Here is a 14,942-nt window from a genome sequence, read left to right on the forward strand (position 1 = left end):
CACCCCCCTCCCTTCCCCCCCCCCTCTCCCCCCCGGCCACCTCCCCCCCCCCTTTCCCCCCCGCCGACGGAGGTGCCGGAGGCACCGGGGGCGCCCTGGGTCGGACCGGTGGCGGGAACGGCCTGTTCCACGCCCGAGTTCTGCTGGGCCGGGATCAGTTCGGCAGGTCCCCCGGCGGCCTCTCCCGTACGGGCGCGGCGACGCCCACTGGGCTCGGCTCCGGCCTCAGGGGCGACCGAGCTCTCCAGGAAGGCGTCCGTGGAGCCCCGCCGGGCGCGTCGCCGTCCTCCGCCGGAGCCCTCCGAGGCGTCGCCGGGGAGCGCGAGCGGAGCGGAGGAAGCGGAGGAACCGACCGGACCGACGGAACTGACGGAATCGACGGAACCGGTGGAACCGACGGAACCGGTGGAACCGACGGAACCGGTGGAACCGACGGAACCGGTGGCGCCGACGGAATCGGACGGAGCCGAGACGGGCGCGGAAGCCTGCGCGGGCAGCGCGAGCGCCTCCCGAACACCGCCGGACGGCCCGCCGACAGGTCCACCGACCGGTCCACCGACCGGTCCACCGACCGGTCCACCGACCGGTCCACCGACCGGTCCACCGACCGGTCCGAGTGCGGGCGCGCCGCCCGGTCCGCCCGCTGCCCCTCGACGGCCCGTCTCCGTCGCGGGGACCGTGCCCCGCCCCGTACCGAGCGGGACTTCGAGGACGTACGCGCCGCCGACCGTCCCCGGCACCTCATGGGTCTGCACGACACCGCCGTGCGCCGCCACGATGCCGCGCACGACCGGCCCGTGGACCGGGTCGCCGCCCGCGTACGGGCCGCGGACCTCGATCCGTACGACGTCACCGCGCTGTGCGGCCGCGACGACGATCGTGGAGTCGGCCGGCCCCGAGCCCTGGGCGGTGGCGCGGTTCTTGCCGGTCGCGTCGACGCCGGCGACGTCCGCGACGAGGTGCGCGAGCGCGGTCGCGAGCCGGGTCGCGTCGACCTCGGCCTCGATGGGCGGCGCGTGCACGGCGAACTGGGCGCGGCCGGGACCGATCAGGTCGACCGCCCCGTCGATGCCCGCCGTCACGACCCCGTCGAGGAGCGCGACGCGCTTGTCCAGCCCTTCCGCGCCCGCGTCCAGGCGCTGGTAGCCCAGGACGTTGTCGACGAGCGCCGTCATGCGGGCGTACCCGGCGGCGAGGTGGTGCAGGACCTGGTTGGCCTCGGGCCACAGCTGTCCGGCGTCGTCGGCGGCGAGGGCGCCCAGCTGGGTGCGCAGCTCCTGGAGGGGGCCGCGGAGGGACTCGGCGAGGACGGCCGTGAGCTGCTCGTGCCGGGCGGCGAGGGAGGCGTACCGCTCCTGCTGCGTCTCCCGGTCGGCGGCGTTCCGCTCGGCGCGGTCGGCGAGTTCGGCGGCGTTCCGCTCGGTGAGTTCCTTGATCTCGGCGGCGTGTTCCTCGACGAGCTGCTCGTACGGCCTGCGGTCGGTGAAGGTCATGACGGCGCCGACGAGCTGGTCGCCGTCGCGGACCGGGGCGGTCGTCAGGTCGACCGGCACGCGGTCGCCCTTCTTCGCCCAGAGGACCTGTCCGCGGACGCGGTGCTTGCGGCCGGACTTGAGGGTGTCGGCGAGCGGCGATTCCTCGTACGGGAACGGCTCCCCGTCGGGTCGCTTGGCGAGGATCAGCGGGTGCAGCTCCTGGCCGCCGAGTTCGCCGGCGCGGTAGCCGAGGATCTGGGCGGCGGCCGGGTTGACGAGGACGACGCGGCCGTCGGTGTCCGTGCCGACGACGCCCTCGGCCGCGGCGCGCAGGATCATCTCGGTCTGCCGCTGCGAGCGGGCGAGTTCGGCCTCGGTGTCGAGGGTGCCGGTGAGGTCCCGGACGACCAGCATGAGCAGCTCGTCGCCGGTGTAGCCGCCGTACGAGTCGTAGGCCTCGCGGCCGTCCTCCAGGCTGGCGCTGGTCACCTCGACGGCGAACTCGCTGCCGTCGGTGCGGCGGGCGATCATCCGGGTCGGCTTGGTGCGGCCGCGCTCGTCGGTGCCCTCGGGGCGGCGCATGGAGCCGGGGATGAGCCGGGAGTCGAAGCCGGGCAGGAGATCGAGCAGGCCGCGTCCGACGAGAGCGGTGCCCGGGGTCTCGAACATGCCGAGGGCGATGGTGTTGGCGTTGACGACCGTGCCGTTGCAGTTGACGAGCACGAGGCCGTCGGGGAGGGCGTCGAGTATGGCTGCGAGGCGAGCAGCGCCCCGGGATGGCCTGCTGCTCACGACGACGTTCCTCCCTGACGCACTGCAACGTGCATGCCCTATCGGCCGGCCGGCCCCATCTTGCCCCTCGGGCCGCACCCTGTCACGGAAGGGAGTCTAAGGGAGCCTCCGGGGGGTGACCCCGGTCTCATCCCGTCCCATCCCCTCTCATCCCCGGACAAGAGGAAGGACCGGCTCCAGATTCTCCCAGCGGTTGATCTCACAGCCGTCGGCCCGGGAGAAGCGGGCGTCGACCGTCCGGCCCTGCCAGGTGCCGGTGACATGGGCGAGGGCGGGGCCGCCGTACACCTGCGCGCAGAACTGGTCCGCGGGCACGGGCGCGAAGGGGTTCACGCCCTCCTTCGCGAGCTGATCGAGGCGCTCGCACGCGGGCTCGCGCGCCGGGTGACTTCCGCCGGACCGGTCGTCGCACCTCAGCTCGAAGGTGCCGTCGGCGTCCGGGTAGCCGCTCTCGGAGACGGTCACGGTCAGCTGCTCGGGCGGAGAGAGCAGGGGCAGCGGAGGGAGCGGGCCGAGCCCCGAGGTGCCGGCGGCGGTGGCGAGGGACGCGAGGACGAGGCGGCGCAGCATGCGGATCTCCAGGAGCGGGGGGAGCGGGGAGCGGCGGTGTACGACGGACGCGGGCGCACGACGTGCCCCCGCCCCCTCTAACGCTCCGGGCGCCGGGTCGTTGCGCAAGCGGGGTGCGCCGGGCGGGCGCCGGGCGGCCGGCGGCGGTCGGCTGGCGAGGCCGGGAGGCGCCTGCCGATGAGCCCGGTGGGTGCGACGACTCCGGTGGGCCCGATGGGTCAGGTGACTCCGGCGAGTGCGGCGGGTGCGGCGGGTCCGACGGCTTCGACGGCTTCGATGGGCGCCACGTCGGGGCCGCTGGGCTTTGCCCTCGACCCCGGAGGGCTAGTACGGTGAGAATCGATTGGTGACAGCCGGTTCGCCTGTGTCATCATCTGCACGCACCACTCGCGTATGCGCGGGGTGCATGGAGGCGTCGCCTAGTCCGGTCTATGGCGCCGCACTGCTAATGCGGTTTGGGTCTTAAAGCCCATCGAGGGTTCAAATCCCTCCGCCTCCGCCCCTACCGAAGCCCCGGCCCCACAGGCCGGGGCTTCGGCCGTTTCCGGGCCGATCGAACCCCGCCCCGACTCCTCCGCCAACGGGCCGCACTCGCGGCCCGTACGGCGTTTCCGCAGGTCACAAGGGGTGAGGCCAATGGATTTCACATGGCGGCGGCAGTCATGTAATGTTCTGTCTGTCGCCGCGAGCGGGTCGAAAGACCGGGGAGCGGAGGCAAGACAAAAGAACAAGCACTCGTAGCTTAACGGATAGAGCATCTGACTACGGATCAGAAGGTTGCAGGTTCGAATCCTGCCGAGTGCACAGAGACAAGAGGCCCGGACGAGAGTCCGGGCCTCTTGCGTTGTCGGGCGTACAGCAGCGAAGTACAGCAACGGGCCCAGAAGCAGTCCGGTCCTACCCCGTGGGTAGCGTGTCCGCTCATGTCGCGTCGGGGTGGGGGACAAGGTGACGCGTCCGATCGGGAGGGGCTGTATGAGGTTCACAGCTGGAGTGGCGGGCCTGACCGCTGGAGTGATGGCGGCCTTGGCGGGGTGCGGGACCCAGGCTGGCGCGGGCCCGGAGGGTACGAATCGAGTGGCGTCGGCGAGCACCGCTCCCCCGGGCACGACCTTGCCGAGCACGGCTCCGGTGAAGGAGGACGTACGCCTTCCCTCTGCCGAGCTGCAAGGCCGATGGTGGACATGGGCAGCCTCGGAGCCCGAAGCGACCAACCCTGTCGCCGACATGGACGGGCGCGCGTGCGGCCGCAACCAACCGCACGACGTGTGGTTCCTGGCCGGAACCTTCGGCGGCCAGGTCAAGCGCACGTGCGAGGTTCCCAGCGGGCGTCTGATCGCCGCGCCTGTCGTCAACATGTTCGGAGACCCTGAGCGCTGTGCGGCCTTCATGAGCAGCGCGCAGGGGACCGTGCTCCTCGACGGCAAGGTGGTCGAGCCGGAGACCTACACGGACGACTCGATCACGGTGCAAGGCGCTCAAGGCAACCCGCTCACCGGGGAGGAAGGGCAGTTTGCAGCTACGGGGTGCGGCCTGTGGGTGCAGTTGCCGCCCCTCGCTCCCGGGAAGCACTCCCTGAAGATCCGCGGACGGTCAGGCGACTTCTCGACCGGTGTCGACTACGCGCTGACCGTCGCCGCCTTGTCGGCCTAGGCGAGCCGCATGCGGAAGAGGCCCCGGGATGTACCTCGGGGTCTCTTCCGTACGTCAACGCACCTTGGGGCGGTTCAGTCAGCCCTGCCCATCACATCGGACGGCTTGCCGATTGCGGCACGCACCTCTTCCTCGCTCGCCTCGGCGTAGACCTCCATCGTCATGGCGATCTGCGCGTGCCGAAGGATCCTCTGTGCCACCTCCGGGTGGACCTTGAGCGCGACCAGAAGCGAGCTGCACGTGTGCCGGTGTTCCGGTGGAGGAGCTGGCGCCCGGCGCGCTGGACCTGGCGCATCGACGAGGCCCCGGGCGGGAGTCCAGGCCTCTCGAAAGCCTTCGGTGGCGGGGGGTCGGGGGGTTAGGGTCGGATGATCGTTCTTTCTTATCGAATGTGGGGGTTGGGGCATGGCGCTCTTCGGGAACGCGCACGCGATTGATCCGGCGCAGGCGCAGCAGGACTACGCGCGGCTGCTCGGGCAGGGGGAGCAGGTGCACGCCGCGTACCTGCTGATCCGCGACACCATCTTCTTCACCGACCGACGCCTCGTGCTGGTCGACAAGCAGGGCATCACCGGCAAGAAGGTCGAGTACCACTCGATCCCGTACAAGAGCATCACGCACTTCGCGGTCGAGACCGCCGGCACCTTCGATCTGGACGCCGAGCTGAAGATCTGGATCTCGGGCAGCCAGCTGCCCGTCCAGAAGACCTTCACCAAGGGTGTCGACATCTACGAGGTGCAGGCGATCCTCACGCAGTTCGTCGCCCGCTGAGCCCTGTGCGGCGAGGCGCCTTCGTAGGTGCTGGGGAGGGATTTCCGGGGGTATACCCGGGAATCCCTCCCCTTTTGGGTGAACCTGTCTGATTTGCATGTCAGTTGAATATGCCTTCGTCCTAGCTTGCGAGGCGGAGGTGATGATCGATGGACGCGATCGACATCGATGACATGGTGTACGCCGCCACCGGTGCGCCCCTGCGGAGGCTGACCGCGCACGACGGAACCCACTGGTTCCCCGTCGTGGACGTGGCGAAGCGGCTGGGATACGCGGGGACCCGGGAGGCGTTGCGGACGGTGGCGCTGCCCGGGGCGTGCCTGGCGCCCGCGCGGGAGATCGCCGGGGGCGAGGAGTTCTCCGGCCGGCCCGGGATCAGGGCCACGACGCGGATGGTGAGCCTGCAGGGGCTCGTCCAGCTCGTCGGGGCCTGTCGGAGACCGGAGGCGGGGCCGTTCCGGGCGTGGACGGCCGAGGTCATAGCGGCGGTCCAGCGATACGGGGGGTACGGGCTCGAACCCTCCCCGGTGCACAGCGGGTTCGTGCTGCCGCCGGAGCTCGTCGACGTCCTCGTACGGCTCGACGGGCAGTTCGACGAGCGGGCCGTCGCGTACGCCGAGCACACCGAGTACGCGGAGCTGCTCCGCGAGACCCGGCGGAGCCTCTCAAGGGTCGCCGACTCCCTTGAACGGCTCTCCGTGCCCCGCCAGCGCGCCGGCGCCGCCGTCGCGCTCACCCCGCAGCAGCTCGTCGAGTCCTGGGCCATCACCGGGGACATGCACACGGTCGCGAGCTGTCTCGCCCCCGCCCTGATCCGTGGCGGCGTCCGCTACCGGGCCCAGGACGTCACCCGGCGCACCGGTCTCTCCGGCGAGCGCGTCCGGGACTGCGTGCGTCTCCTCATCGAACGCGGGTACATGCGGGAGGTCGGCGGGCCCGACCGCGACGGGGCACGGATCTACGTCCTGCCCTGAGCCGGCACGACGACGATCTGCAACGCGTCCGTGTAGACGACCCGGCCCGGGTCCGCCGATTCCAGACGGACCCAGGGCACCCCGTGGTCACGCAGGATGCGCAGGTACGGGGCGACCCGGGCCAGTGCCTCGGTCGCCGTCGGGCGGAACCAGGCGGCCGCGCCCGGGTTCAGCTCCGGGTCGTAGACCGTCGGGTCGACCGCGGTCGGGTTCGGGAAGTGGGCGTCGTACCAGTCGTTCGAGGAGCGCCAGATCGCCCACTCCTCGGAGGACAGCCTGCCCTCCCGGGCCAGCAGGTTGGTCAGGCCGAAGACTCCGGGACGGTTGCCCCGGGGGCCCGGGGTAGGGGACTGGAAGCGGATGTGGCGGAGACTGGACATCCGGGGAGCATAGGGAGGCGCGGGCGTGGAGTGGCGGTGTCGGGGGATCACCTGGAGCGGAGGCGTGCCCGGGCTGCGGTGGCGGGGCGGGCGGGTCAGCGCCCTCGCGTACGGGCAGGGGCTCGCCTTCCGGGCCGTGGGGGAGCGGCGGTGCCCGGGGGCCCGGGGAAATCCCTGCCCGCTGGAGGCGGTCGTGCCCGGCCGGGCCACCGGAGGGCGGTGCGCGGAGTGCGCGCGGCTCGACCGGGCCCACTCCGTCGCCGCCGACACCTTCCTGGACGATCCCCAGCCGTACCGCGTGTACCTGGCCTGGTTCGGGCCCGGGATGACCAAGGTCGGGATCACGGCTGAGGCCCGGGGCGAGGCTCGGCTGCTCGAACAGGGCGCCGTCACGTTCAGCTGGCTCGGGCGGGGGCCCCTGATGGCCGCCCGACGGACCGAGGAGGTGCTGCGGCAGGCGCTCGGGGTTCCCGACCGGGTGGCGTACGAGCGGAAGCGTGCCGCCCGCTACACCCTTCCGCCCGCCCCGGACCGGGCCCTGGAGGTCCAGGAGCTGTACGGGCGGGCGCGGGGGGTCGGCGGCTGGACGGAGACCCTGGAGCCGCTGGAGTTCGCCGCGCGCGACCACGCCGCGGCCTTCGGTCTCGACGGGCTGCCGGCGTCGTTCGCGGGCACGGTCACGGAGCTGGTCGACGGAGGTGCCGTCAGCGGGCGGCTGCTCGCCGCGGCCGGGCCCGATCTGCACCTGCTCGACTCCGGCGGGCGCTGTCTCGCCCTCGACACCAGGCTGATGGGCGGGTGGGTGCTCCAGGGCGCCGGGGAGGGGGACGGCGTCTCCGTGCCGGTGTCGGAACCCGTGGCCGCCGTCGACCCGAGCAGCCAGGGGGAGCTCTTCTGAGGGCCTCCGGTCCCCTCGTACAGCCCCTTCGTAAAGTCTTGGATCCCTTTCCCCAGGGCCGTGGACATCCCCCCGCCGGCCCGGCGAGGGTGATCACATGACCCCCAAGCTGGTGGCGGACCTCGAACCGCCCTACTACACCGCTGTGTTCACGTCGATCCGTCCCGAGGCGCCCGAGGGCTACGCAGAGACGGCCGCCCGGATGGACGAACTCGCCCGGAAGATGCCCGGCTTCCTCGGCCACGAGTCCGCCCGCACTCCCGGCGGTATCGGCATCACCGTCGCCTACTTCCGGGACCTGGAGTCGCTCGACGCCTGGCGTCTGCACTCCGAGCACCAGGCCGCGAAGGCGTACGGGCGGGAGCACTGGTACGACAGCTTCAGCGTCCACATCGGCAAGGTCGAGCGGAGTTACAGCTTTGAGCGCGCATAGCGAGAGCGGTGCCGGCGGTGCCGAGGACGTCAGCGGTGCCGGCGGTGTCGGTGGCGTCAGCGGTGCAGCCGGTGCCGGCAGCGCAGGCGGCGGCGAGGACCGCGGAAGCGACCTGAGCGGCGAGGAGCGCGAGCGGGGCGACATCCGGGCGCTCGTCACGCGGCTCGGGCTTCCCGGGCTCGTCGACGTGCACACCCACTTCATGCCGCAGAACGTCCTCGACAAGGTCTGGGCCTACTTCGACGCCGTCAGTCCCCTGACCGGCATGGAGTGGCCCATCACCTACCGCGAGGAGGAGGAGCGCCGGCTCGCCCTCCTGCGGGGCTTCGGGGCGGTCGCTTTCACCGCGATGCTCTACCCGCACAAGCCCGGCATGGCCGCCTGGCTGAACTCCTGGGCCGCCGACTTCGCCTCCCGTACCCCCGACTGTCTGCACACCGCGACCTTCTTCCCCGAGCCGGGCGCCGAGGGGTACGTCCGGGAGGCGCTCGACGCGGGGGCCCGGGTCTTCAAGGTGCACCTCCAGGTCGGCGGCTTCGACCCGAACGACCTTCTGCTGGACCCGGTGTGGGGAGCGCTCGCCGACTCCGGGACCCCGGTCGTGGTGCACTGCGGCTCCGGGCCCACCCCGGGCAGGTTCACCGGACCCGAGCCCATGGGGCGGCTGCTCGCCCGTCATCCCCGGCTCCGTGTGATCGTCGCCCATATGGGGATGCCCGAGTACGGCGACTTCCTCGACCTCACCCAGCGGTACGAGGGCGTCCGCCTCGACACGACCATGGCCTTCACCGACTTCAGCGAGCGCCTCGCGCCGTTCCCCCCGGCGGAGCTCAAGCGGCTCGTGGACGTCGGCGACCGGATCCTCCTCGGCTCCGACTTCCCGAACATCCCGTATCCCTACGCGCACCAGCTCCACGCGCTCGAACGCCTCGGGCTCGGGGACGACTGGCTCCGGGGTGTCCTGTACGAGAACGGCGCCGCGTTGTTTCACGTGAAACCCTGAGGGCTCGGGCTCCCCTTCCCGGGTTTCTCAGGCAATTCACAGGAAAGGGAAAGAGGCCTCTCAGCGGCGGCCGACAGCGTGGGCTCCATGACCGTCACCACACGCCGTACCGGCACCCGCGCCGACATGCTCCGTGCCGACGGAACCGCCGTCCGTGTCCTCGTCGTCGACGACGAGGCCTCGCTCGCCGAGCTGCTCTCCATGGCCCTGCGCTACGAGGGCTGGCAGGTGCACAGCGCCGGGGACGGCGCCACCGCCCTGCGCTCCGCGCGGGAGTTCCGTCCCGACGCCGTCATCCTCGACATCATGCTGCCCGACGTCGACGGACTCAGCCTGCTCGGCCGGATCCGGCGCGAACTGCCCGACGTGCCGGTGCTGTTCCTGACGGCGAAGGACGCCGTCGAGGACCGCATCGCCGGGCTCACGGCCGGCGGCGACGACTACGTCACCAAGCCCTTCAGTCTGGAGGAGGTCGTGGCCCGGCTGCGTGGGCTCATCCGCAGGTCGGGGGCGGCGCTCGCGCGCAGCGAATCGCTGCTCGCCGTCGGGGACCTCACCCTCGACGAGGACAGCCACGAGGTCACCCGGGGCGGGGACTCCATCCACCTCACGGCGACCGAGTTCGAGCTGCTGCGGTACCTGATGCGCAATCCGCGGCGGGTGCTCAGCAAGGCGCAGATCCTCGACCGTGTCTGGTCGTACGACTTCGGCGGCCAGGCCAACGTCGTCGAGCTCTACATCTCGTACCTGCGGCGGAAGATCGACGCGGGGCGCGCCCCGATGATCCACACCCGGCGCGGGGCCGGTTACCTCATCAAGCCGGGGGAGTAGCGGCTCGTGGTGCGAGGTGCAGGACAGCGGCCACGGTCTCCGCGGACACGGGGGCCGTGGTCGCTGCGGACCCGGCTCGTCGTCTCGGCGGTCGCGCTGATCGCGGTCGTCGCGGCCGTCATCGGCACGGTCACGACGATCGCGTTCCGCTCGTACCTGTACGACCGGGCCGACGAGGAGGTCCGTGCCGTCTCCCTCTGGGCCGCGGGCCCGCCGACCGCCCGACCCGAACCGGGCCGGGGCGGCGAGGACTCGCTCCGGTTCGTCGTGGGGCCCGGCACGAAGCCGGGCACGCTCGGCGCGGTGCTCACGAACGGCGAGGTCACGGTGGCGGGCTACTCGGCGGAGGCCGAGGACAGCGGGGTGTACGGGCCGCCGGAGCGGATCAAGCCGCTCGACGAGGTCCAGCGGGCCGCGCTCGCCGCCGTCCCGCGCGACGGTGAGCCGCACACCGTCGATCTGCCCGGCGGCCTCGGCAGCTACCGCGTCGCGTACGTCAAGGGCGGCAAGGGCACCTTCCTCACCGGCATACCGCTCGCCGAGGTCGAGAACGCCCTCTCCACCCTGATCCTCGTCGAGCTCAGCGTCACCGGCGCCGGCCTCTTCGCCGCCTCGCTCGCCGGAACCGTGCTCGTCCGGGTGGCCCTGCGGCCGCTGCGACGGGTCGCCGTGACGGCACGGCAGGTCGCCCGGCTGCCGCTGCACAGCGGCGAGGTGGCGCTCCACCAGCGGGTCCCCGACGCGGAGGCCGATCCGCGGACCGAGGTCGGCCAGGTCGGTGCCGCCCTCAACCGGATGCTCGACCACGTCCACTCGGCGCTCGACGCCCGCCAGCAGAGCGAGACCCGCGTCCGGCAGTTCGTCGCCGACGCCAGCCACGAACTCCGCACCCCGCTCGCCTCGATCCGGGGATACGCGGAGCTGACCCGGCGCGGCCGCGAGGAGTGCGGGCCCGACACCCGGCACGCCCTCGGCCGCATCGAGTCCGAGGCGACCCGGATGACGGGCCTCGTGGAGGACCTGCTGCTGCTCGCCCGGCTCGACGCCGGACGCCCCCTCTCGTACGAGCCCACCGACCTCGTCCCGCTGGTCGTGGACGCAGTGAGCGACGCCCGCGCCGCCGGGCCCGAGCACCACTGGTGCCTCGAACTGCCCGAGGACGGCGCCGACCCCGTACGGGCGGACGGCGCCCGGATCCAGCAGGTCCTCGTCAACCTCCTCGCCAACGCGCGTACGCACACCCCGCCGGGGACCGTCGTCACCGCGCGGGTCCGTACGGAACCCGGCGCGGTGACCGTCCGGATCGAGGACGACGGGCCCGGCATCCCCGCCGCGCTCCTGCCCGCCGTCTTCGAGCGGTTCGCGCGCGGCGACGCCTCCCGCTCCCGCAACGCCGGATCCACCGGCCTCGGGCTCGCCATCGTCCGGGCGGTCGTCGTCGCCCACGACGGTGACGTGACCGTCGAGAGCGTCCCCGGACGGACCGTCTTCACCGTCCGGCTGCCCGCCGCCCACCCGGCGGAAGCCCACTCACAGGCAGGCCACAGGCTGATCACACAGCCGTGACAGCGGCCCCGGCGAGTGTCGGTGGCATGCGAACCCCAACGATCGCGGGACCCACGTCCGGGGCCCTCCCCGCCCGGGAACACCTGCCGGTGAACACCGCGGGACGGCCCGTCCTGGACGTGGTGATCCCCGTCTACAACGAGGAGAAGGACCTGGAGCCGTGCGTCCGCCGGCTCCACGAACACCTCCTCCGGACCTTCCCGTACGGCTTCCGCATCACCGTCGCCGACAACGCCTCCACCGACAGCACCCCCGAGGTCGCCGCCGGTCTCGCCGCCGAGGTGCCCGAGGTGCGCTCTGTGCGACTGGAGCAGAAGGGGCGCGGCCGGGCGCTGCGGACGGTGTGGTCGGGCTCGGACGCTCCCGTCCTCGCCTACATGGACGTGGACCTGTCCACCGACCTGAACGCGCTGCTCCCGCTGGTCGCGCCGCTCATCTCAGGCCACTCCGACCTGGCCATCGGCTCCCGGCTGGCACGCTCCTCGCGGGTGGTGCGCGGCCCGAAGCGGGAGTTCATCTCCCGCGCGTACAACCTGATCCTGCGCGGCTCGCTCGCCGCCCGGTTCTCCGACGCGCAGTGCGGGTTCAAGGCGATCCGGCGCGATGTCGCCGAGCGGCTGCTCCCGATGGTGGAGGACACCGGCTGGTTCTTCGACACCGAGCTGCTGGTCCTCGCCGAGCGTGCCGGGCTGCGCATCCACGAGGTGCCCGTCGACTGGGTCGACGACCCCGACTCGACCGTGCACATCGTGAGCACGGCCACCGACGACCTGAAGGGCGTCTGGCGGGTGGGCCGGGCCCTCGCGACGGGTTCGCTGCCGCTCGACCGGCTGGCCAGGCCCTTCGGGGACGACCCCCGGGACCGTGAACTCCCCGGTGTGCCGGGCGGACTCGCCCGGCAGCTGGTCGGCTTCTGCGTGGTCGGGACCCTGTCGACGCTCTTCTACCTCGCCCTGTACTCGCTCTTCCGGCTCGGGGTCGGCCCGCAGCTCGCCAACGCCGCCGCGCTCCTCGTCTCCGCCGTCGCCAACACGGCCGCGAACCGGCGGCTCACCTTCGGGGTACGGGGCCGGGACCGGGCCGTCCGCCACCAGGCGCAGGGGCTCGTGGTCTTCGCCATCGGCCTGGCCCTGACCAGCGGTTCGCTCGCCGCCCTCGGCGCGGCGACCGGCGATCCGGCGCACTCCACCGAACTCGCCGTCCTGGTCGTCGCCAACCTGGCCGCGACCGTCCTGCGCTTCCTCCTCTTCCGGCTCTGGGTCTTCCCCGAGCGCTCCCTCTCAAGGAACGACCCAAGGAACGACCGATGACTTCGACCTCCCTGGCCGCACCGGCCGGCGCAGCCCATGCCGCGTCGTCCCGTGGCGGCCCGCTCGCCCGGCTGTGGCGCGGCCGCACCGAGGACGCCCGCTGGGTCAGGCCCGCGTTCCTCGGCCTGCTCGCCGTCACCACCGCGCTCTACCTGTGGAACCTGAGCGCCTCCGGTTACGCCAACTCCTTCTACTCCGCCGCCGTCCAGGCGGGCGGCGAGAGCTGGAAGGCCTTCTTCTTCGGCTCGCTCGACGCGGCCAACGCCATCACCGTCGACAAGCCGCCGGCCGCCCTCTGGCCGATGGCCCTCTCCGTCCGCCTCTTCGGCCTCGGCTCCTGGCAGATCCTCGTGCCCGAGGTGCTCATGGGCGTGGCGACCGTCGCCGTGCTCTACGCGGCGGTTCGGCGCCGGTTCGGCGCGGGCGCGGGACTGGTCGCGGGTGCCGTCCTGGCGCTCACGCCGGTGGCGGCGCTGATGTTCCGCTTCAACAACCCGGACGCGCTGCTCGCCCTGCTGATGACGGTGGCCGTGTACTGCGTGCTGCGTGCTCTCGAAGAGGACAGGGGCGCGGCGAAGTGGCTCGTGTGGGCCGGGGTGGCCTTCGGGTTCGCGTTCCTCGCGAAGACCCTCCAGGCCTTCCTGATCCTGCCGCCGCTGGCGCTCGTCTACGGGGTGTGCGCGCCGGGCGGGATCGGGCGCCGGATCGGCCGCCTCGCCCTCGCCGGGCTCGCGATGCTGGTGTCGGCGGGCTGGTGGGTGGCCCTGGTCGAGCTGTGGCCTGCGTCCTCCCGTCCGTACGTCGGAGGCTCGCAGAACAACAGCTTCCTGGAGCTGACCTTCGGCTACAACGGACTCGGCCGCATCAACGGCAACGAGACCGGCAGCGTCGGCGGCGGGGGAGGCGGCGGTGCTGCCGGTGGTGGTGGCCGATGGGGTGAGACCGGCGTCCTCCGGATGTTCAACGACTCCATCGGCGGCCAGATCTCCTGGCTGCTGCCGGCCGCGCTGATCCTGCTCGTCGCGGGGCTCGTCGTCACCTGGCGGGCGCCCCGGACGGACACGGCACGCTCGGCGTTCCTGGTGTGGGGCGGTTCGCTGCTGATCACGCTGGCCGTGTTCAGCTTCATGGCCGGCATCTTCCACGAGTACTACACGGTGGCCCTGGCCCCGTACCTCGCGGCGCTCGTCGGCATGGGCGCGGCGGTGCTCTGGGAGGAGCGCACCCGGCTGCTCGCCTCGGCGGCCCTCGCGGTGACGGTGGCGGTGACCGCCGGGTGGGGCTGGACCCTGCTCGGGCGGACGCCGGACTGGCTGCCGTGGCTGCGCTGGACGGTCCTGGTCGCGGGCGTGGTGGCGGCGCTCGGGCTGCTGCTCGTGGGCCGGGTGGACCGGCGCCTCGGTCTCGGGGTCGCGGGCCTCGGTCTGGCGGCGGGGCTGGCCGGCCCGTTCGCCTACACCCTGGCGACGGTGGACGCCGGACACCAGGGCTCGATCGTCACGGCGGGGCCGGCGGTGGGCGCGATGGGCGGCCGGGGTCCCGGCGGCGGTGGCGGCATGCGGATGTTCGAGGGCGGGGGATTCCCCGGCGGCGGCCAGGGCGGTCAGATGCCCGGCGGTCCCGGTGGCCAGGGTGGACAGATGCCCGGTGGTCAGGGTGGTCGGGGCGGCGGTCAGATGCCCAACGGACAAGGCCAGGGCCAGGCCCAGGGCCAGACGCAGGGCCAGGGCCAGATGCCCGGCGGCACCCCGCCCCAGGGCATGACCCGGGGCGAAGGCCCGGGCGGCGGTGGAGGCGGCATGGGAGGGCTGCTCAACGGCGCCAGCGTCGGTACGGAGGCCGAGGCCGCGCTCCTCGAGGACGCCGACACGTACACCTGGGTCGCGGCCACGGTCGGCGCCCAGAACGCGGCCAGCTACCAGCTCGCCACCGAGAAGCCGGTCATGGCGATCGGCGGCTTCAACGGGAGCGACCCGTCCCCCACGCTCGCGCAGTTCAAGCAGTACGTCGCCGACGGGAAGATCCACTACTTCATCGGCAGCGGCGAGAGCGGCGGCACCGGTGAGACCGGCGGCACCGGCGAGGACGGCGGGGGTCGCATGGGCGGCGGCGGTGGCCCCGGCGGCAACTCGGAGATCTCCGCCTGGGTCGCCGAGACCTTCGAGAAGGTCACCGTCGGCAACGCCACCTTCTACGACCTGACCGCCAGGAAGTAGATAAGCGCTATACAGCGTACGAGAGTCCCTTGTACGGTGTACGAGACCTGTTCCCGTACACCGTACAAGG

The 14,942-nt window shown here is 72.5% G+C and carries 13 protein-coding genes, 2 tRNA genes and 1 pseudogene; 12 read left to right on the plus strand and 4 right to left on the minus strand.

All coding sequences use genetic code 11. The features are described from left to right. Positions 1–2,267, minus strand: a 2,267-nt coding sequence (locus ACZ4XX_RS17355) for a PAS domain-containing protein (protein ID WP_468508752.1), incomplete at its 3' end; no start/stop codon positions are given. A 147-nt stretch (positions 2,268–2,414) separates the two neighbouring features. After that, positions 2,415–2,837, minus strand: a complete 423-nt coding sequence (locus ACZ4XX_RS17360) for an SSI family serine proteinase inhibitor (RefSeq protein WP_468508753.1) — start codon at positions 2,835–2,837, stop codon at positions 2,415–2,417. 408 nt (positions 2,838–3,245) lie between these two features. Between ACZ4XX_RS17360 and ACZ4XX_RS17365 the strand changes: the two genes are divergently transcribed. The 3 genes from ACZ4XX_RS17365 (at position 3,246) to ACZ4XX_RS17375 (ending at position 4,490) form a co-directional block, all read left to right on the plus strand. Further along, a tRNA-Ser gene (locus ACZ4XX_RS17365) sits at positions 3,246–3,336 on the plus strand. 232 nt (positions 3,337–3,568) lie between these two features. Next, positions 3,569–3,641 (plus strand) — tRNA-Arg (locus ACZ4XX_RS17370). Between the two features lie 327 nt (positions 3,642–3,968). After that, entirely contained in the window at positions 3,969–4,490 is a 522-nt protein-coding gene (locus tag ACZ4XX_RS17375; protein WP_468508754.1) for a signal protein, read from the plus strand. A gap of 74 nt (positions 4,491–4,564) precedes the next feature. Here the strand turns inward: ACZ4XX_RS17375 and ACZ4XX_RS17380 are convergent. Continuing rightward, positions 4,565–4,771: pseudogene (locus tag ACZ4XX_RS17380) on the minus strand (site-specific integrase); the annotation flags it as partial. Positions 4,772–4,895: 124 nt separating this feature from the next. On the opposite strand from ACZ4XX_RS17380, the gene ACZ4XX_RS17385 reads away from it, so the two are divergent. Then, complete coding sequence (locus ACZ4XX_RS17385; RefSeq protein ID WP_030318096.1) at positions 4,896–5,261, plus strand: PH domain-containing protein; 366 nt, start codon at positions 4,896–4,898, stop codon at positions 5,259–5,261. 149 nt (positions 5,262–5,410) lie between these two features. Beyond that, positions 5,411–6,235, plus strand: coding sequence for a BRO family protein (locus ACZ4XX_RS17390; RefSeq protein ID WP_468508755.1), 825 nt, complete (start codon positions 5,411–5,413; stop codon positions 6,233–6,235). Here ACZ4XX_RS17390 and ACZ4XX_RS17395 read toward each other — a convergent pair. Further along, positions 6,220–6,615 (minus strand): hypothetical protein, encoded by a 396-nt coding sequence (locus ACZ4XX_RS17395; RefSeq protein WP_468508756.1) that lies wholly within the window; start codon positions 6,613–6,615, stop codon positions 6,220–6,222. The two genes, ACZ4XX_RS17390 and ACZ4XX_RS17395, sit on opposite strands and share 16 nt — an antisense overlap. A 64-nt stretch (positions 6,616–6,679) precedes the next feature. Here ACZ4XX_RS17395 and ACZ4XX_RS17400 point away from each other — a divergent pair, with 64 nt between their 5' ends. The 7 genes from ACZ4XX_RS17400 (at position 6,680) to ACZ4XX_RS17430 (ending at position 14,872) form a co-directional block, all read left to right on the plus strand. Further along, positions 6,680–7,513, plus strand: a complete 834-nt coding sequence (locus tag ACZ4XX_RS17400; protein WP_468508757.1) for a DUF2797 domain-containing protein — start codon at positions 6,680–6,682, stop codon at positions 7,511–7,513. Between the two features lie 97 nt (positions 7,514–7,610). Then, positions 7,611–7,946 (plus strand): antibiotic biosynthesis monooxygenase family protein, encoded by a 336-nt coding sequence (locus ACZ4XX_RS17405; RefSeq protein ID WP_468508758.1) that lies wholly within the window; start codon positions 7,611–7,613, stop codon positions 7,944–7,946. A gap of 112 nt (positions 7,947–8,058) precedes the next feature. Further along, on the plus strand, positions 8,059–8,949 hold the full coding sequence (locus ACZ4XX_RS17410) for an amidohydrolase family protein (RefSeq protein WP_468508846.1): 891 nt from the start codon (positions 8,059–8,061) through the stop codon (positions 8,947–8,949). Between the two features lie 87 nt (positions 8,950–9,036). Further along, positions 9,037–9,780, plus strand: a complete 744-nt coding sequence (locus tag ACZ4XX_RS17415; protein ID WP_468508759.1) for a response regulator transcription factor — start codon at positions 9,037–9,039, stop codon at positions 9,778–9,780. A 6-nt stretch (positions 9,781–9,786) separates the two neighbouring features. Next, complete coding sequence (locus ACZ4XX_RS17420) at positions 9,787–11,346, plus strand: sensor histidine kinase (protein ID WP_468508760.1); 1,560 nt, start codon at positions 9,787–9,789, stop codon at positions 11,344–11,346. A 26-nt stretch (positions 11,347–11,372) separates the two neighbouring features. Then, complete coding sequence (locus ACZ4XX_RS17425) at positions 11,373–12,656, plus strand: bifunctional glycosyltransferase family 2/GtrA family protein (protein WP_468508761.1); 1,284 nt, start codon at positions 11,373–11,375, stop codon at positions 12,654–12,656. After that, the gene (locus tag ACZ4XX_RS17430; protein ID WP_468508762.1) at positions 12,653–14,872 is read left to right on the plus strand and encodes an ArnT family glycosyltransferase; all 2,220 of its coding nucleotides are present in this window, start codon (positions 12,653–12,655) and stop codon (positions 14,870–14,872) included. The genes ACZ4XX_RS17425 and ACZ4XX_RS17430 overlap by 4 nt, the downstream gene beginning before the upstream one ends. Positions 14,873–14,942 lie beyond the last annotated feature (70 nt).

It is taken from the genome of Streptomyces sp. NPDC029956 (genome assembly GCF_055574655.1).

What these genes read in the sequence shown, in the direction of transcription:
- ACZ4XX_RS17360 (WP_468508753.1), bottom strand. Translation starts at nt 2,837, where the DNA reads ATGCTGCGCCGCCTCGTCCTCGCGTCCCTCGCCACCGCCGCCGGCACC.
- ACZ4XX_RS17385 (WP_030318096.1), top strand. Translation starts at nt 4,896, where the DNA reads ATGGCGCTCTTCGGGAACGCGCACGCGATTGATCCGGCGCAGGCGCAG.
- ACZ4XX_RS17390 (WP_468508755.1), top strand. Translation starts at nt 5,411, where the DNA reads ATGGACGCGATCGACATCGATGACATGGTGTACGCCGCCACCGGTGCG.
- ACZ4XX_RS17395 (WP_468508756.1), bottom strand. Translation starts at nt 6,615, where the DNA reads ATGTCCAGTCTCCGCCACATCCGCTTCCAGTCCCCTACCCCGGGCCCC.
- ACZ4XX_RS17405 (WP_468508758.1), top strand. Translation starts at nt 7,611, where the DNA reads ATGACCCCCAAGCTGGTGGCGGACCTCGAACCGCCCTACTACACCGCT.
- ACZ4XX_RS17415 (WP_468508759.1), top strand. Translation starts at nt 9,037, where the DNA reads ATGACCGTCACCACACGCCGTACCGGCACCCGCGCCGACATGCTCCGT.
- ACZ4XX_RS17425 (WP_468508761.1), top strand. Translation starts at nt 11,373, where the DNA reads ATGCGAACCCCAACGATCGCGGGACCCACGTCCGGGGCCCTCCCCGCC.
- ACZ4XX_RS17430 (WP_468508762.1), top strand. Translation starts at nt 12,653, where the DNA reads ATGACTTCGACCTCCCTGGCCGCACCGGCCGGCGCAGCCCATGCCGCG.